Genomic DNA, 17,406 nt, shown 5'->3' with positions numbered 1-17,406 from the left:
ATTTTAATGTTTTTAGGAAAAATATTATCCTAATGAAGCTCTTTTGAATCCTGTGATTTCAACACCAAAAGACTGAACATAGTCAGATACTTTTTTAGACTCATCTTTAATGAAGTTTTGGTCTAATAAAGCTTTCTCTTGGTCTAAAGTTGTATTGTCACTGATGAAACGAGCAACTTTTCCAGGTAAGATTCTATCCCAGATGTTTTCAGGTTTACCTTCAGCTTTTAATTCAGCTTTAGCATCTTCTTCCGCTTGTTTCAATACTTCTTCAGTAAGTTGAGCGTAAGAAATATATTGAGGTACATTTTTAAGTGTTTTACCTAAACGCACCAATTCTTCGTTTTCTTTAACGATAACTGCGATACGAGCTTCAGTTTCTTTCGCGATGAATTCTGGATCAAAATCTTTGTAAGATAAAGTCTCAGCACCCATTGAAGCTACTTGCATAGAAACGTCTTTAGCAATTTCTTCTGCTTTAGCAACAGCTGAAGATAAAGCTGTAATAGCAGCAATTTTGTTACCGTGAACATAAGAACCGATGAAAGCTCCTTCTAATACTTCGAAAGAACCGATTTCGATTTTCTCACCGATAACTCCTGTTTGCTCGATACATTTGTCAGCAATAGTCATTGTATCGTTGTATGGAGAAGCTAAGAATTCTTCTTTTGTATTGAAGTTGATTGCTTTTTCAGCTAATTCTTTTGCTAATGCTTGGAAACCTTCGTTTTTACCTACGAAGTCAGTCTCACAGTTTAATGTAATAACAACACCTCTAGTTTTGTCAGCATTAACGATAGCTACAGCAGCTCCTTCTGATGACTCACGGTCAGAACGGTTAGCAGCAACTTTTTGTCCTTTTTTACGTAAAACTTCGATTGCTTTATCGAAATCTCCCTCAGCCTCAACTAAAGCTTTTTTACAGTCCATCATTCCGGCACCTGTTTGTTGTCTTAGCTTGTTTACGTCTGCAGCAGTAATATTTGCCATTTTAGTAATCTTTAAAGAGTTAATAAATTAAAAAAGTCGTTATTGACAGTTGAATACAAAGGTAAACATCTATCAGCATAACGACTTTATGATATTGTTAAAAAATTATGCTTTAGCTTCAGCATCCGCTTTTACAGCTGGAGCTTCTTCTTTTTCAGATTTTCTCTCTGCATTACCTTCGATAATAGCAGTAGTAACTAAAGATAAAATTTTATCGATTGATTTAGAAGCATCATCGTTTGCTGGAATAACGTAGTCAACTTGACGTGGGTCAGAGTTCGTATCCACCATAGCGAAGATCGGAATGTTTAATTTTTGTGCTTCTTTAATCGCGATGTGTTCAGCTTTGATATCTACAACAAAAAGAGCAGCTGGTAGACGAGTCATGTCAGCAATAGAACCTAAGTTCTTCTCTAATTTTGCACGAAGACGCTCAACTTGTAAACGCTCTTTCTTAGAAAGCGTCATAAATGTACCGTCTTTTTTCATTCTATCAATAGAAGCCATTTTCTTAACAGCTTTACGGATAGTAACGAAGTTTGTTAACATACCACCTGGCCATCTTTCAGTGATGTAAGGCATGTTAGCTGCAGCTGCTTTTTCAGCTACGATGTCTTTCGCTTGCTTTTTTGTAGCAACGAAAAGGATTTTTCTTCCTGATGCAGCGATTTTTTTCAAAGCTTCATTCGCTTCTTCAATTTTAGCTGCAGTTTTATATAGATTGATAATGTGAATACCATTACGCTCCATATAGATATAAGGAGCCATGTTTGGATCCCATTTTCTAGTCATGTGTCCGAAATGAACACCTGCTTCTAGTAATTCTTTTACTTCTACTTTGTTTGCCATTTTCTAATAGTTTACGTTCTGTTACTTTAGCAATGATTCAGTAGCGATTACTCGGTCTCAACCATTTAGATGCTAAACTACTTCTTACAAAAAATGCAAGTGCGCAACAAAAACCTAGATTTTTTAATAATAAATAAATATTAACGTTTAGAGAATTGGAATCTCTTACGAGCTTTCTTCTGACCGAATTTCTTACGCTCAACCATACGAGGGTCACGAGTCAATAATCCTTCTGGTTTAAGAACTGCTCTGTTCTCAACATCAATTTCGCACATCGCTCTAGCAATTGCCATACGCACTGCCTCAGCTTGTCCTGTCGTTCCACCACCATATACATTTACTTTGATGTCAAAGTTCTCAGCGTTCTCAGTAAGTGTAAGAGGCTGTAATACTTTGTACTGTAATGTACCTGTAGGGAAATAAATTTTAAAATCTTTTTTGTTTACTGTAATGTTTCCTGTTCCTTCTGAAACATAAACACGAGCTACAGCGGTTTTTCTTCTACCGATTTTGTGAATAACTCCCATTACTTAACTTCGTTTAAATTAACGGCTTTAGGTTGTTGAGCTCCATGTTTGTGCTCAGCGCCTACATTAACATTTAAATTACGGAATAATTGTGCTCCTAATTTGTTTTTAGGCAACATCCCTTTGATTGCTTTCTCTACTAATAATGCAGGGTTTTTTTGTTGCATTACTTTAGCAGTTAAAGATCTTTGTCCTCCTGGGTAACCTGTGTGACGGATGTAAGTCTTGTCATCTAATTTGTTACCTGTTAGGTTGATTTTTTCTGCGTTGATTACGATTACGTTGTCTCCACAGTCTACGTGCGGCGTGTAATTTGTCTTGTGTTTACCTCTTAAAAGTGTTGCCACTTTAGAAGCAAGACGACCCAAATTTTGGCCTTCAGCATCTACAACTAACCATTCTTTTTGAACAGTCGCTTTGTTTGCTGATACAGTCTTGTAGCTTAAACTTTCCACAATAATTTTGTATTTAATTAAACATTCCATTCCCAATTAAGGGAGTGCAAAATTACATAATTTCTTTTATTATACAAATTCATACCGCTGTTTTTTGCTTTTATTTGCTTTTAACAAGCTGAGTTGTAATTTGTTTGAAGAAAAAAGTCAAGCTTTTTTTGCTTCTCCTTCCGCTAAAAAAAATAAAATATACCTAACGATTCGGAACGAAGTGAAGTAATTGAATTATTTATTTGGACAAATACTGCCGCTAATGCTTTCTATCTTAATGCTTTTCGCATTGCTTAATACAATTTAGGATTGTAATTCTCCGGATATTTTGCCATTTCTGCCTTGTAGTAAGGAGCAATCTCATCGAGTAAAGCTTCAAAAGACTTGTCTTCTACATGGACTAATTTCATGATTCCGCATTGTTTCTTTTTGTAATCAGCATAACATAAGGCAATCGGAATATCGGCTTGTCTCGCGATGTGATAGAACCCTTGTTTCCACTTGTCCGAATAAGAACGCGTCCCTTCAGGAGTGTTAATCAGTGCAATGGTGTCTGCCTCTTCAATAATTTGTACGGCATATTCAACTAAATTCTGACTTTTGGTGCGGTCAACACCAATACAGCCAATTGCTTTAAAGAAAAAACCAAACCACGATTTGGTGTAATAGTCCTTAATAAACATTTTAAAAGGCATTCCTAAAATCCAAAAACAAGCCAAGCTGTAATAAAAGTCCCAATTGGATGTATGTGGTACACAAATGAGTATGCTCTTTTTTTCTTGTTTGAACGATTCGTCGTGAACGACTAATTTCCATCCTGTGATGGCTAACATGAATTTGCCTAATGCTTTTTTCATTTCCTTTGTCTGAAAGTAAGATGCAAAAGTAAGTATTTTTATTAAAGGAAAGATTAGATGGGGTTTAACCCTAAAAAAAGCCCTTATTTTTGAGATAAGGGCTGAGGTATATTTTATCGTTTTAATGGGCTTGTAGCCAATTTTCTCCAATTCCTAAGTCAACAACTAAGGGAACATCTAAGGTAAAGGCATTCTCCATTTCTTGTTTGACCATCGTCTTTAAAGCGTCTAATTCTTCTTTGTGTGCATCAAACACCAACTCATCGTGTACTTGCAACAACATTTTAGATTTCCATTGTTCGTTTACTAAACGCTTGTGAATATTAATCATGGCAATTTTGATAATGTCTGCCGCACTTCCCTGAATAGGTGCATTCACAGCATTGCGTTCTGCTGCACTGCGCACAACAGCATTTTGTGAGTGAATGTCTTTCAAGTAACGCCTTCTTCCTAAAATAGTTTGTACATATCCGTTTTCTCTGGCAAATTCAATTTGTTGAGCGATATAATCCTTTAACTTCGGATAAGTCTCGTAATAAGTATCAATTAATTCTTTGCTTTCTGAACGCGATAAATTGGTTTGATTGCTCAATCCAAAAGCTGAAACGCCATAAATGATGCCAAAGTTTACCGTTTTAGCGTGACTACGTTGTTCTTTTGTTACTTCTTCTAAAGGAACATTAAATACGCGTGCTGCTGTTGAACGGTGAATATCCTCTCCATGTTTAAATGATTCAATCATATTGGGCTCTTGACTCAAAGCTGCAATAATGCGCAATTCAATTTGAGAGTAATCGGCTGCCATCAACAGGTAATTTTCATCACGTGCAACAAAGGCCTTGCGAACTAAACGACCGCGTTCTGTTCGTATGGGGATATTTTGTAAGTTGGGGTTATTTGAACTTAAACGTCCAGTAGCCGCCACGGCTTGCATATACTCTGTATGGATGCGATTTGTAACAGGGTTAATCTGTTTCGGTAAAGCATCTACATAGGTGTTTTGCAACTTAATCAACTGACGCCAATTCAAAATGTCTTGTACAATGGGGTGTTTTGCTGCTAAATCGCTCAAAATTTCTTCTCCAGTTGCATATTGACCTGTTTTTGTTTTCTTTGGCTTTGAGCCTCCAATCTGCAATTTTTCGAATAGAATATCACCTAATTGTTTAGGAGAAGCTAGGTTGAAAGTTTCTCCTGCGGTTTCGTAAATGGCCTGTTCCAATTGTTTGATATCACTATCTAGTGTAGCCGATAAAGACTGTAAGAACGCTACGTCTAAGCGAATTCCTTCATTTTCCATATCAGCTAATACTGATACGAGTGGAATTTCAATGTCTTTGAATAATTGTGCTGTTTGCGTGGCTTCTAATTGAGGCAAGAATACCTGTTTTAGCTGAAAGGTTACATCTGCATCTTCTCCCGCGTATTCTTTGGTTAATTCAACCTCTACCTCGCGCATGGATTTTTGGTTTTTACCTTTTTTACCAATTAGCTCTTCTATGGGCTGAGGGGTATAATTTAAATAGGTTTCTGCCAACACATCCATGTTGTGACGCATATCGGGATTAATTAAATAATGCGCAATCATGGTGTCAAACATCGGGTGGTTGACCTGGATGTCGTATTGTTTTAAGACCTTAATGTCGTATTTTAAGTTTTGACCAATTTTTTCAATGCTAGTAGATTCAAAGAAAGGTTTGAAGTGTTCTAGCGTTTCTAAAACTTCAATTTTATTTTCCGATAGTGGCACGTAAAAGGCAGTTCCCTTGTTAAAAGAAAACGCAATACCCACTAATTCTGCTGTCAAAGGATCTAAACCAGTAGTTTCTGTGTCAAAACAAACACTGTTTTGTTGCATTAATTGTTGAGCCAATAAACGAATCGCCATCGGAGATTGAACCAACTGATAAACGTGTTGGGTCGTTTCTAAGGTTTGGTAGGGCGATTGAGTGTTGCTACCCTCTGCTGTGTCAAATAAAGAAAACTGTTCTTCTTGATTCGCAATTTGTGTAGGTATAGCTGTTGTAGCGTCCTGAGGGGTTGAAGAGAAAATTTTGTCAAATTGCTCTTTCATTCTTCTGAATTCTAACTCAATGAATAGCGCATCTGTTTTCTCAACATCGGGTTGTTCTAAAATATAATGGTCTGCATTAAATGTCACGGGACAATCCAAGATAATCGTCGCTAATTTCTTGGAAAGTAACCCTTTTTCTTTATTTGCTTCGATGTTTTCTTTCATTTTGCCTTTTAATTCATGAGTATGAGCTAAAAGGTTTTCCATTGATCCGTATTCTTTGATGAATTTTTTAGCTGTTTTTTCACCAACTCCTGGTAATCCTGGAATATTGTCAACAGCATCTCCCATCATCCCCAAAAAGTCAATGACTTGTTCTGGATGATCAACTTCGAATTTTTCTTTTACTTTCTCAACATCCCAAATTTCAATACCGTTCCCCATTCTTGCAGGGCGATACATTACGATATTGTCAGAAACAAGCTGGGCGTAATCTTTATCTGGTGTGACCATATACACCATAAAATCCTCTTTTTCTGCTTGTTTTGAAATGGTTCCAATTAAATCATCTGCCTCAAAACCTGAAACTTCAATAATGGGAATATGCATGGCTTTTAAAATCTCTTTGATGTAAGGCACAGCAACTTTAATTGCTTCTGGTGTTACATCTCGATTGGCTTTGTATTCGGGAAAAATAGCTAGGCGATCTTTACTCCCCCCATTGTCAAAAGCAACTGCTAAATGATCTGGATTTTCCCTTTTGATTACATCTAAAAGCGAGTTCATAAATCCCAAAATAGCAGAGGTATCTAAGCCTTTTGAATTGATTCTTGGGTTTTTAATAAGCGCATAATATCCTCTAAAAATTAAAGCATAAGCATCTAAGAGAAAAAGACGTTTTTGTTGAGCCATTGAATGATGGTTTTATTTAATACTGAATGATTTTCAAAGATAGTGATTTTGTTTTTCTAAGGGCGAATAAGTATAAATCGAATCGATTTAATCTGAATTTGGCAAAAGAGGATTGAATTGGTGCGTTTTTGAAATTCTTGCTATTAAATCTATATTTTATCAATTACGTCATTCTTTGTTTTAAAAGTTAGCTTTATTGGTTTTTTAACCCTAGACTTGTGTGTTGTTTATTATTAAAAAAAGATAAATTTATGAAAAAAATTCACCTTAAATTAGGAGTTTTAGCTTTAGTGGTTTCAGGATTGCTAACAACTGTAGCTTGTTCAAGTGACGATAATAGTTACCTGAAAGACAAAGATAAAGACAAAGAAAAAACAGAGCCAGAAGATGGCGACGGAGAAGGAGAGGAAGGACCCAATGTTCCAGCAGCATCGTTGAAAGTCGAAATTGTTTCGGTGTATGAAGAATCTGTTGCGTTTAAATTAGGAGCATCGAATGCGGAAAAAGTCTATTATCTAATTCAAGAGAAAGGAGTATCTGCAACGTTAGCATTGGTTCAAGAGAAAGGAGTTTTGGTAGATAATCCTGCAATAGAACAAACGGCGGAAGGATTAATTTCTGATAAAGAGTATGTTCTATATGCAGTGGCCTTGAATGCTCAGGGTATCGCTACTTTTGATGCGAATGGGATAGATTTCAAAACACAAAAAAAGATTGATGTAAGTATTACTTTGACTAATCTTGATGCTACGCATGAACGGGTTATGTTTACATTGACACCAGTAGGAGCAGTAAGGGCTCGTTATATGGTTGTAGAGAAAAGCGCAGTAGAGGGAAGAGAAGTAACAGCTGAGGAAGTATTGGAAGAAGGTTCAAATATTATGAATCTAAATCAACCGAGTAATTTAAAACCAAAAGTGGCGCATGCTAATACAGATTATGTCATTTTTGCTGCAGGATTGTCTGCAACAGGAGCAACGGTAATCGTGAGTGAAGAGGTTCGTACAAAAGATGAATCAGAAGCACCAGTTGATCAAGAATTGTTGATTATGACTCAGATGAATTTTGTAGGAGACGAAGTAGGGCATACAGTAGCCTATGATTTGTATTTGTCGAATGAACTGTGGGAGGTACAGTTTACGGTAGCAGCAGCACAAGCGGATGAAGATATTCTGAAAGAGGGACGTTATGTACTTAATGCTAGCCAAAGACCGGGAAGACCTGGGGCAGATGAGGTGTCAAAATCATTTAAAATTAAAAATAAACAAACAGGAGCATTAGATACGGATATCGATTATGGTGAAATTAATATCACTAAAACGGGAACAACTTACAGGGTGGTTATTGATATGGTTAGGAGAACGGATGTAACTAGACGTTTTAAAGCGGATTTTACAGGTGTTCCTGTCAATGGATATCCACGACCTTAGAAAATTACAAACTGAAAGGAAAACAATCGAACGATGTAAAAGGCCAATACAACAGCTGTTGTATTGGCCTTTTTGTTTAAAAAAGAGAATAAATTCTCGTTTTTTGGAAGAAGGCTATTAATCTTTGTTAAAGATATTTTGATACGTTAGACAAAAAATTAACTTTGTTACTTATAGCTTTTACTATGTTAAACTTAGCATTCTTATTGCCTGTTTTGCTGCTTGTAGAATTTTATACCTATCAAGCGGTAAAGCAATTGACACGCCATAAATTTTTTCGACTATTATACTTTATCTGTTCCGCCTTGATTGTGGCTTATATCGCCTACGGATTTTCACGCTTTGATCGCGCATCCGGGCAAAATCATCAATCGATGTTAGCAGCAGCACTTGTTATTTTAGTGTATTTACCCAAAGTACTTATTACCCTCTTACTGCTCGTAGAAGATCTGATCCGAGTACTCCGTGGGATTATTCATTATTTTAAAAGAGAGCGAATTTCAAAAAGAGATCGCTTTCTTCCAGAGCGAAGAAAGTTCATTACCCAAATTGCATTTGGAATCGCAGCCATTCCTTTTATTTCAGTATTGCACGGTATCACCATCGGACGTTATAAGTTCCAGGTACACAAACACATTCTAACTTTTGACGATTTACCTGATGCTTTTGACGGTTTTACTATTACTCAACTTTCTGATATTCATTCAGGTAGTTTCGATAATCGTGAAAAATTAGAATACGCCATTGATTTGGTGAATCAGCAGCAATCGGATGTTTTGTTGTTTACAGGTGATTTGGTGAATAGTTTGGCTGGTGAAATGACACCTTGGGTGGATGTATTTCAAAAAATTGAACAACATCCCTTTGGAAATTACTCGATTTTAGGAAATCACGATTATGGCGAATATATTCAGTGGGAAACGGATGAAGAAAGAGTGCGCAATTTCAAGGCCATATGTAATTTAAGTCCAACAATAGGATTTACTCTCTTGCGCAATGAAAATGTACGCTTGAAAAAAGGAGAGGATAGTCTTGTAATTGTTGGTGTTGAAAATTGGGGTGAACGTGCGCATTTTATGAAATATGGGGATTTAGATCAAGCAACTCAAGGGGTGACTGCTAAAGATTTCAAAGTGTTGTTGTCTCATGATCCTTCTCATTGGGAAGCAAAAGTATTAGAACATCCAAAAAACTTTCAATTGACGTTATCTGGGCATACTCATGGTAGTCAGTTTGGTATTGAAATTCCTGGTTTTCTCAAATGGAGTCCGATTCAATACGTTTACAAACAATGGGCGGGACTTTATGAACAGGTGGGCAAGATGATTTATGTCAATAGAGGATTTGGTTATCACGCTTATCAAGGACGCACTGGGATTTGGCCAGAGATAACAGTTCTCGAATTGCGCAAGAAAAAATAGTTTATTTTGATAAAATGTAATATTTTTGTAAGAATAGGTTGTGAAAGAAGAAGTAAAATTAGTAACGGAAAGATTTATGTCAAAATTCGGAGATTTAGTAACAGCAGACGTTCCTGTATTGGTATATTTTTACGCCCAATGGAATGAAGCATGTACAGCTATGGATGCTGTAATCTATGATGTCGCAGCTGCTATGGGGGATCAATTGCGCATTGTTAAAATTGATGTAGCAAAAAACAATGAATTAATTGAAGCTTTGCGAATTAAGAAAGTGCCAACGTTGTTGTTGTACAAAAAAGGAGCAATGATTTGGAGACAAAGCGGCGTTATGGAAACAGAAGCTTTACTTAGTGTTACTAAAACCTTATAAAGTAGCAAAGGAATAACCCTCTTTTTTCAAGTATTCAATGAGGAGAGGAAGCGTGTATTTCATGTTCTTCTCCGCTTTTAAACTGTCGTGAAAAACGATAATACTACCTGGGGTAATCTGTTTGATGGTACCCTGTAAGCACTGTAGTGGACTTAAATTCGCCTCATAGTCTTTGGTGATGATAGACCACATAATGATTTCATATCCTTTTTTGAATAAATAGTCTGCTTGTTTTTTCTTTATTTTTCCATAAGGTGGACGAAATAAAGTCGTCGCTTCTTTGCGGTGTTTGACAATTTCTTGTTGACACTGTTCTACATTAAAAATATATTCTTCAATGGACGTCTTCCAACCTTTGAGGTGATGGAAGGTGTGATTGCCTATTTGATGTTGTTCAGCAAGAATACGCTGAAATACCGTTGGATGTTTTCTTATATTATCTCCAATACAAAAAAAGGTAGCTTGTATTTGTTGTTCTTGTAATACATCTAACACCCATTCTGTTACTTCAGGAATCGGTCCGTCATCAAAGGTTAAGTAAATAACTTTGTCTTGTTTTGACTTCTGCCAAGTGTAACGCGGAAAAAGAAAAGGTAGTATTCGCATGAATCAAAGATAAGAAATTGGTTTGTTCTTTGTGAGGTTTGTTCTTTGTGAGGAATAAGGCGTTTCACTATTTTGCCCTTCATCAACCTCCAAAAAAAATAGCAGTAAACTTTCGCCTACTGCTATCTTTAACTATGGATAATGTTGGTGTGTCTTATTCTAGTCCACCACCTAAAGAACGATACAATTGTACTAAAGTAGTCAATTGAGTCAATTCTGTGTTGATGTAGCTTAATTCAGCAGCCAATGCACTTTCTCTAGCGGTTAATACATCTAGATAAGTAGCCATACCTTGAACTAATAACTCTTCAGAATATTGTGTTGCTAACTGATAAGCTTCGTATTCTTTTTTCTTTAAATCTAACTTATCAGAAGCACTTTCATACGTATATAAAGCATCAGAGACTTCTTTAGAAGCCGTTAAGATTGCTTTTTTATATCCCAAGTAAGCTTGTTCTTTTTTCGATTGAGCGACTTGATGTTGCGTTCTGATTTGTCTACCATTTAATAACGGTTGAGTTAATCCACCGATTAAATTAGCAAATAAAGAGTTTGTGTTGAACAATTCGTCAAAATCAAGACTTTGAAGTCCTCCATTCGCAGTTAAACGCAAAGAAGGATAGAAGTTTGCTCTCGCAACATTCGTCATTTCAAAAGCATTCACTAAACCGTATTCTGCAGCTCTAACATCTGGGCGATTAGCCAATAATTGCATCGGAACTCCTACTGTTAAATCTGTGTTTACTCTTTGATCACTTAGTTTTGCTCTTTTGATTTCACCAGGGGTTTGTCCTAGTAAAATGCTAAATGTATTCTCTGTGATTTTGATGTTGTTGTTCAAGTCAACTAATAGCGCTTGTGCGTTATACAATTGAGCTTGTGTTTGCTTTACTGCAATCTCATCTACTTGTCCAGATTCTTTCAAAGCTTGGATAGTCTCTAAACTGTTTTTTCTGTTTGCAATAGTAAGTTCTGTAATCTCTTTTTGTTTATCTAAAGCAACCAATTGGAAATACGTTGTTGCAATGGTAGAAATCAACTGTGTTTTTACTGCTTGTTGAGCAGAAACAGTTTGTAGATAGCTCGCTACGAAAGCTCGTTTGTTGCTTCTCAATTTCCCCCAAACGTCCAATTCCCAAGAAAATTGACCTGTAATATCATATAGGTCTGTTTTGATGCGTTGGTTTCCGTTTAGAATTCCCTGCGGACCATTTTTAGATGGAATGCTATGGGTGTAATTTGCACCAACACTCAAAGTAGGAGCAAACCCCCATTTTCCTTGTTGCATATACGCATGAGCAGCGTTGATGTTTTCAATAGCAATTAACATGTCTAGGTTGTTTTCTAAACCAGTCTCAATATGTTGAATCAAGATTTGGTCAGAGAACAACTCCTTCCATGACATTGTTGCCATGGAAAGAGAGTCTGCTGTATTGCTACCTCTATATTGTTCCTCTTGAATAACATCAGGTCTATCATATTTCTTTGCAACTATACAAGATTGCATCGTAAGCCCTAGTATTGCAACAGGAATCGCTCTGTATATATATGTTTTTTTCATGTTATTCAGACTTAATTTCTTCAAATTTAATTGGTTTAATTTTCTCTTGAAGATATTGGAATATCGCGTATAATACTGGAATAACAAATACTCCAATTACAGTACCAATCAATAGACCGAAGGCAGCACCTGTACCAATTGAACGGTTTCCGATATAACCAACCCCACCTGCAAATACCAATGGCATTAATCCTAAGATAAAGGCAAATGACGTCATTAGAATCGGTCTTAAACGAGCTTTTGCACCGTTAATTGCAGATTCTACAATCGATTCGCCATGTCTTCTTCGTTGAACGGCGAATTCCACAATCAAAATGGCATTTTTCGCGAGTAATCCAACGAGCATGACCAGGGCAATCTGGAAGTAAATATTGTTTTCCAATCCTGCAATTTTTTGTGCAAGGAAAGCGCCCATAATACCTGTTGGCAATGACAAGATTACCGCAAATGGCAACATATAACTTTCGTATTGTGCAGATAATAAGAAGTAAACGAATACCACACACAAGAAGAAAATCAATACCGTTTGGTTACCAGCGCTAATCTCCTCACGAGATAACCCTGTAAAGTCAATACCATAACCTGATGATAAGTTTTGCTGAGCCACTTCTTGAACCGCTTTAATTGCATCTCCAGAACTGAAGCCTGGTTTCGGTGCTCCTGTAATATTCGAAGATGTAAATAGGTTATAACGGTTAATCGATTGTGGTCCGTATACTTTTGTTAAGTTAACAAACTGTGTGATTGGTGCCATTTCTCCAGATCCTGTTCTCACGTAAATTTCATTTAAGCTATTTACATCCGAACGATACTCTGGTAAGGATTGTACCATTACACGGAATTGTTTACCAAAACGAGTAAAGTCAGCGGCGTAAATACCTCCAATATACCCTTGTAAAGCAGAGAAGATATCACTTACTAAAACGCCTGATTCTTTTGCTCTAGCCACATTTAAATCTAACTCGTATTGTGCGTAGTTTGTGTTAAATGACGATTGAGCATACATGATTTCAGGACGTTGCATTAAAGCACCTAAGTATTCTTTTGATTTTTGATCAAAGTCAGTCAAAGAACCTCCTGTTTTATCCAATAATTTTAACTCAAAACCAGATGACATACCAAAACCAGGAATACTTGGTGGTTGGAAGAAAATCATTCTCGCATCTTGGAATTGTGTAGCTGCTAAACCGAATAATTTACCAATTACTACGTCAGTTGCCAATTCTGGTGCTTTTCTTTCTTTGAAATCTTTCAATTTAATCATCGCCATACCGTAGTTTGACCCTTGACCGTTGATGAAAGAGAATCCAGATACTACAGTAACCCCGTCAACTCCTGGAATTTGTTCTACAATTTTAGAGAATTCTCTCTGAATTGCTACCACACGGTCTTGAGAAGCACCTGCAGGTAACTCAATATTACCCATGATAAATCCACGGTCTTCGTTTGGTACGAATCCAGTAGGCATTGTTTTAGCAGAGTAATATGTAATTCCCAAACAAGCAATCAAAACAACGAATGTCAACCATTTGTGTTTTAATAATAATTTGAATGAATTACCATAACGTTCGGTAAGACTGTTGAACGCGATGTTGAACGCTCTAAAGAAACGTTGAAGTAAATTCTTTCTTTTTCCGTTGTCAACTACATCATGGTGTTTCAAGAATACCGCACATAAAGCCGGACTCAATGTCAAGGCATTTACCGCAGAAATTAAAATCGCAATGATAAGCGTAATACCGAACTGTTTATAGAATACTCCCGTAGGACCACTAATAAATGTTACAGGGATGAATACCGCCGCCATTACTAAAGTAATCGAGATAATCGCACCAGAGATTTCATCCATGGTACTCTTACTCGCTTCTAAGGCATCTTCTCCTGTGGCTTCCATCTTGGCGTGGACGGCCTCCACCACAACGATGGCATCATCCACCACAATACCAATGGCGAGTACGAGGGCAAATAGCGTTAGTAAGTTCAACGAGAATCCAAAAGCATTCAAGAAGAAGAACGTACCTACAATAGAAACAGGAACTGCAATCAACGGAATTAACGTTGATCTAAAGTCTTGTAAGAAAATATATACTACAAAGAATACTAAGATAAAAGCTTCAATTAACGTAGTAACTACTTTACTAATTGACGCATCCAAGAATTCGTTGGTATCCATCAAGATTTTATAGTGAATTCCCTCAGGGAAGTTCTTCGATAACTCTTGTAATTCGTGGTGTAAGTTTTTGTTGATCTCTTGAGCGTTAGATCCTGGCGTTTGATAAATTGCCATGGCAACCGCTGGATGCCCATCTAACTCGGAGTTTCCAACATAAGACATTGCACCTAGTTCAATTTTAGCAACGTCTTTTAATAATAAAACTTGTCCGTTTGCTAATGATTTAACTACAATATTTTCATATTGCTCTTGTGTTTTGTACTTACCGCTGTATTTGATAACATATTGGAAGGCTTCCGCATTGTTTTCCCCCAATTGTCCTGCAGCCGCTTCCAAACTTTGTTCGTTTAATACGCGAACAACATCAGAAGGTACTAAACCATAAGCTTTCATTTTTGATGGTTCAATCCAAATACGCATCGAGTAGTTACGTGAACCAAACGCTTGCGCATCCCCAACACCACTTACACGTTTCAACTCAGGAATAACGTTAATATTCATGTAGTTTTGGATGTAAATCGCATCGTAGTTTGGATTTTCAGAGTAGAACGAAAGGAACATCAACGCACTGGTTTGTTGTTTCTGTGTTGTAACCCCTGAACGCGTTACCTCTGCAGGTAAAAGTGGTGTAGCACGAGCTACACGGTTTTGCACGTTTACCGCAGCAATATCCGGGTCAACCCCTTGTTTAAAGATTACTTGAATACTCGCACTACCATCGTTACTGGCAGTTGAAGTAATGTAATCCATGTTTTCCACCCCGTTTACTTGCTCTTCAATCGGAATGATAACACTTTGCATTACAGTCTCAGCGTTCGCACCAGGATAACTGGCGTTAATCTGCACTGTTGCAGGCGCAATATCGGGATATTGCGTCACAGGAAGTGCGGTTAATCCCAGCACCCCTAAGATTACTATTAGGATAGAAATAACTGTCGATAGAACAGGTCTTTCAATAAATGTCTTTAACATAGATTAGAATGTTGATTGGTAGTTGTTAATCTCTTCAATTGAAGTAGGCGTTGGTGTAATAGCCGATCCATTGCGCAATGTACCTAGTCCTGTACCTACAATGGTTTGTCCTTTTTCCAATCCTGATTTTACAACTGCTAATTTGTTTACGCGATCAATAACCTCAATTGCCGTTGATTTCACCGTGTCATTTTCTACTTTGTAAACATACACTTGTCCTTGTTGCTCGAAAGTAGATGATTCTGGAACAACCATCACGTCTTTATACGTTTGCGGAACTAACAAAGTACCACTGTTTCCTGTACTTAAGATACGCTCTTTGTTCGGGAATGCCGCACGTACTTGAACAGTACCTGTAGCTGTGTTAATTTGTCCACTGATGGTTTCGATTTTACCTGAATATTGGTATGTTGTTCCATTGGCTAATTGCAATTTCACTTCAGGTAAATGCGATAACTTCTCTTTTAATGAATTTCCTTCGATTTTCTCTAAGAAATTGAAGTACTCTTTTTCGTTCATTGAAAAATAAGCAAATACTTCACTATCGTCAGAAACGGTTGTTAATGGCGTAGGGTCACTAGGTGAAATTAAAGCCCCTTCACGGAAAGCAATTGCTCCAACAATACCATCTATAGGACTTCTAACAATGGAGAAATCAATGTTCGCTACTACACTGTTGTAGTTTGCTTTAGCCGAAGCTAATTGGCTTTGTGCACTCGCTAGATTTGCTTTAGCTGTCTCCAATTGAATGTTACTTACAATTCCTTTTTGAACTAGAGGAACTAATTTGTCAACATTTACTTGTGCCACATTTACTTGTGCTTCAGCTGTTCTTATTGCAGCTTTGCTAGCATCTGCATTTTGTGATAAAATATTGGTTTCCAAACGGAATAAAGGTTGCCCTTTTTTTACGATTGCTCCTTCATCCACATATACTTCCTGGATGTATCCTGTTATTTTGGCACGAACGCTACTTGTAACTTTACCTTGTAGCGTAGTGGGGTATGATGTATGACCCACAACATCCTGTGTTGGAACTTGAACAACTTTGTATGGCATTGGACCTTGCCCTCCTTGTGCTTGCTCTTTCTTTCCGCATGAAATTACGGCTAGTGATGAAAGAGAACCAAGAACGATAGTATGCAAATAACGTTTCATATATAAATTACTGGTTTGTACTTTTTAATTTTTCTATTGTGTTTGCTAATTGAATTTTACTGTTTTCTAGATGCTCTATATAGAGTTTCATCTTCGCTTGACAGTTGTTGGAATTAATCAACCCTTCTTCTACATAACCTTTTAATTTTAGGGTTAAGGTAGATTCCCTGTCTAACATATTCTTAATCAACTCCAATCGCGTGGTAATAAAATTAGAGTTTAAACGAAAAAAACGCTTCCGTTCGTCTATTTTATTAAAATGTTCAATTTGATTGTTGCTGATTAGTAAATTTAAACTTGTGGATACGGAACTTTTACTGGCATTAAGGCGTTCAACAAGCTCGTCAAATGTCACTCCGTCTCTGTTGTTGTTAAACATGATGTAGGTGTAAATCTGAGCCGTAAGAGGCGAGAAATGATAAACTACTTCATGATGTGCACAGAAGTCTTGAAACAAATCGACTAATCTTTGATCGTATTGCATTATGTAAATAACTCTTAATAATAATTATACTCAGCAAAGATAGTGTTAGTTTTTTTCTTTCCGAACCAAACAAACTTAAAGTTCTCTTAAATTATGTGGACGACGTCTAAATAATGTGAGAAGTCAATGTTAAAAAGGGTTGTGGGGTTTTTTTATGTTTTTTATTTTGAACATTTTGGCTTTAAAATCTCAAAAAAAAATCATTTACTTGCATTTATTGTGTGGAATTATCGGATCAAATTGTGTTTTTGATAAGATAGATTGTATTTGATGTAGGGGGATAATTGAGAAAAAAGGAATAATGTAAACACCGTTCGTCATAAAATCAGTGGGCGTGTAATTTGAAAATAGCGTTGAATAGATAAAAAAAAGATTGATAGTATAAGAATAGGAGCATTGAAGGATAGAAAAGGGGAATTTTGAGTTTTTTTTTGTCATTTGTTTGAGGATATCTAGTTGATATTCTGTGAGAAGAAAAATAAATGCAGGGCGGAAGAAAAAAATATCTTTTTATTTCTTGCATAAAATTTGAAAAATGCCTTATATTTGCATCCACAATTGCGGAAGTAGCTCAGTTGGTAGAGCTCCAGCCTTCCAAGCTGGTTGTCGCGAGTTCGAGCCTCGTCTTCCGCTCCA

At 36.7% G+C, this 17,406-nt stretch carries 14 protein-coding genes and 1 tRNA gene; 4 read left to right on the top strand and 11 right to left on the bottom strand.

From position 1 onward, the window contains the following. Positions 1–24: 24 nt before the first annotated feature. From tsf to polA, 6 genes are all read right to left on the bottom strand, one after another. Positions 25–990 carry a translation elongation factor Ts gene (tsf, locus tag HX004_RS04075; RefSeq protein ID WP_286441027.1) on the bottom strand — a complete coding sequence of 322 codons (966 nt, stop codon included), beginning with the start codon at positions 988–990 and terminating at the stop codon, positions 25–27. Positions 991–1,095: 105 nt separating this feature from the next. Continuing rightward, positions 1,096–1,839 (bottom strand): 30S ribosomal protein S2, encoded by a 744-nt coding sequence (gene rpsB, locus HX004_RS04070; RefSeq protein WP_286441026.1) that lies wholly within the window; start codon positions 1,837–1,839, stop codon positions 1,096–1,098. Positions 1,840–1,979: 140 nt separating this feature from the next. Continuing rightward, positions 1,980–2,366 (bottom strand): 30S ribosomal protein S9, encoded by a 387-nt coding sequence (rpsI, locus tag HX004_RS04065; RefSeq protein WP_002987796.1) that lies wholly within the window; start codon positions 2,364–2,366, stop codon positions 1,980–1,982. Next, complete coding sequence (gene rplM, locus HX004_RS04060) at positions 2,366–2,821, bottom strand: 50S ribosomal protein L13 (RefSeq protein WP_036462661.1); 456 nt, start codon at positions 2,819–2,821, stop codon at positions 2,366–2,368. Before rplM ends, rpsI begins: the two co-directional genes overlap by 1 nt. A gap of 284 nt (positions 2,822–3,105) precedes the next feature. After that, complete coding sequence (locus HX004_RS04055; protein ID WP_286441025.1) at positions 3,106–3,669, bottom strand: 1-acyl-sn-glycerol-3-phosphate acyltransferase; 564 nt, start codon at positions 3,667–3,669, stop codon at positions 3,106–3,108. 121 nt (positions 3,670–3,790) lie between these two features. Next, positions 3,791–6,595: a DNA polymerase I gene (gene polA, locus HX004_RS04050; RefSeq protein WP_286441024.1), complete on the bottom strand. Its 2,805-nt coding sequence runs from the start codon at positions 6,593–6,595 to the stop codon at positions 3,791–3,793. A gap of 251 nt (positions 6,596–6,846) precedes the next feature. Between polA and HX004_RS04045 the strand changes: the two genes are divergently transcribed. The 3 genes from HX004_RS04045 to HX004_RS04035 all read left to right on the top strand — a co-directional run bounded on the left by HX004_RS04045 (position 6,847) and on the right by HX004_RS04035 (position 9,816). Continuing rightward, on the top strand, positions 6,847–8,025 hold the full coding sequence (locus HX004_RS04045; RefSeq protein WP_286441023.1) for a hypothetical protein: 1,179 nt from the start codon (positions 6,847–6,849) through the stop codon (positions 8,023–8,025). Between the two features lie 185 nt (positions 8,026–8,210). Next, positions 8,211–9,446, top strand: coding sequence for a metallophosphoesterase (locus tag HX004_RS04040; protein ID WP_286441021.1), 1,236 nt, complete (start codon positions 8,211–8,213; stop codon positions 9,444–9,446). A 76-nt stretch (positions 9,447–9,522) separates the two neighbouring features. Next, on the top strand, positions 9,523–9,816 hold the full coding sequence (locus HX004_RS04035; protein WP_286441020.1) for a thioredoxin family protein: 294 nt from the start codon (positions 9,523–9,525) through the stop codon (positions 9,814–9,816). On the opposite strand, the gene HX004_RS04030 is transcribed toward HX004_RS04035, so the two are convergent. The 5 genes from HX004_RS04030 to HX004_RS04010 all read right to left on the bottom strand — a co-directional run bounded on the left by HX004_RS04030 (position 9,811) and on the right by HX004_RS04010 (position 16,770). Next, positions 9,811–10,422: a polysaccharide deacetylase family protein gene (locus HX004_RS04030; RefSeq protein WP_286441019.1), complete on the bottom strand. Its 612-nt coding sequence runs from the start codon at positions 10,420–10,422 to the stop codon at positions 9,811–9,813. The two genes, HX004_RS04035 and HX004_RS04030, sit on opposite strands and share 6 nt — an antisense overlap. A gap of 154 nt (positions 10,423–10,576) precedes the next feature. After that, positions 10,577–11,983, bottom strand: coding sequence for an efflux transporter outer membrane subunit (locus HX004_RS04025; RefSeq protein WP_286441018.1), 1,407 nt, complete (start codon positions 11,981–11,983; stop codon positions 10,577–10,579). A gap of 1 nt (position 11,984) precedes the next feature. Further along, positions 11,985–15,128: an efflux RND transporter permease subunit gene (locus tag HX004_RS04020; protein ID WP_286441016.1), complete on the bottom strand. Its 3,144-nt coding sequence runs from the start codon at positions 15,126–15,128 to the stop codon at positions 11,985–11,987. A 3-nt stretch (positions 15,129–15,131) separates the two neighbouring features. Further along, positions 15,132–16,286, bottom strand: a complete 1,155-nt coding sequence (locus HX004_RS04015; RefSeq protein WP_286441015.1) for an efflux RND transporter periplasmic adaptor subunit — start codon at positions 16,284–16,286, stop codon at positions 15,132–15,134. Positions 16,287–16,293: 7 nt separating this feature from the next. Next, the gene (locus tag HX004_RS04010; protein ID WP_286441014.1) at positions 16,294–16,770 is read right to left on the bottom strand and encodes a GbsR/MarR family transcriptional regulator; all 477 of its coding nucleotides are present in this window, start codon (positions 16,768–16,770) and stop codon (positions 16,294–16,296) included. Between the two features lie 560 nt (positions 16,771–17,330). Here HX004_RS04010 and HX004_RS04005 point away from each other — a divergent pair. Then, positions 17,331–17,406: transfer RNA gene (locus HX004_RS04005), tRNA-Gly, on the top strand.

The organism is Myroides sp. 1354, assembly GCF_030324495.1.
Lineage (GTDB): Bacteria > Bacteroidota > Bacteroidia > Flavobacteriales > Flavobacteriaceae > Flavobacterium.
The sequence above is the reverse complement of the archived record's forward strand: the minus strand, read 5'-3'. Positions and strand labels throughout refer to the sequence as shown.

What these genes read in the sequence shown, in the direction of transcription:
- tsf (WP_286441027.1), bottom strand. Translation starts at nt 990, where the DNA reads ATGGCAAATATTACTGCTGCAGACGTAAACAAGCTAAGACAACAAACA.
- HX004_RS04035 (WP_286441020.1), top strand. Translation starts at nt 9,523, where the DNA reads ATGTCAAAATTCGGAGATTTAGTAACAGCAGACGTTCCTGTATTGGTA.
- HX004_RS04020 (WP_286441016.1), bottom strand. Translation starts at nt 15,128, where the DNA reads ATGTTAAAGACATTTATTGAAAGACCTGTTCTATCGACAGTTATTTCT.
- HX004_RS04055 (WP_286441025.1), bottom strand. Translation starts at nt 3,669, where the DNA reads ATGAAAAAAGCATTAGGCAAATTCATGTTAGCCATCACAGGATGGAAA.
- polA (WP_286441024.1), bottom strand. Translation starts at nt 6,595, where the DNA reads ATGGCTCAACAAAAACGTCTTTTTCTCTTAGATGCTTATGCTTTAATT.
- rpsB (WP_286441026.1), bottom strand. Translation starts at nt 1,839, where the DNA reads ATGGCAAACAAAGTAGAAGTAAAAGAATTACTAGAAGCAGGTGTTCAT.
- rpsI (WP_002987796.1), bottom strand. Translation starts at nt 2,366, where the DNA reads ATGGGAGTTATTCACAAAATCGGTAGAAGAAAAACCGCTGTAGCTCGT.
- HX004_RS04040 (WP_286441021.1), top strand. Translation starts at nt 8,211, where the DNA reads ATGTTAAACTTAGCATTCTTATTGCCTGTTTTGCTGCTTGTAGAATTT.
- HX004_RS04010 (WP_286441014.1), bottom strand. Translation starts at nt 16,770, where the DNA reads ATGCAATACGATCAAAGATTAGTCGATTTGTTTCAAGACTTCTGTGCA.
- HX004_RS04015 (WP_286441015.1), bottom strand. Translation starts at nt 16,286, where the DNA reads ATGAAACGTTATTTGCATACTATCGTTCTTGGTTCTCTTTCATCACTA.
- HX004_RS04030 (WP_286441019.1), bottom strand. Translation starts at nt 10,422, where the DNA reads ATGCGAATACTACCTTTTCTTTTTCCGCGTTACACTTGGCAGAAGTCA.
- HX004_RS04045 (WP_286441023.1), top strand. Translation starts at nt 6,847, where the DNA reads ATGAAAAAAATTCACCTTAAATTAGGAGTTTTAGCTTTAGTGGTTTCA.
- HX004_RS04025 (WP_286441018.1), bottom strand. Translation starts at nt 11,983, where the DNA reads ATGAAAAAAACATATATATACAGAGCGATTCCTGTTGCAATACTAGGG.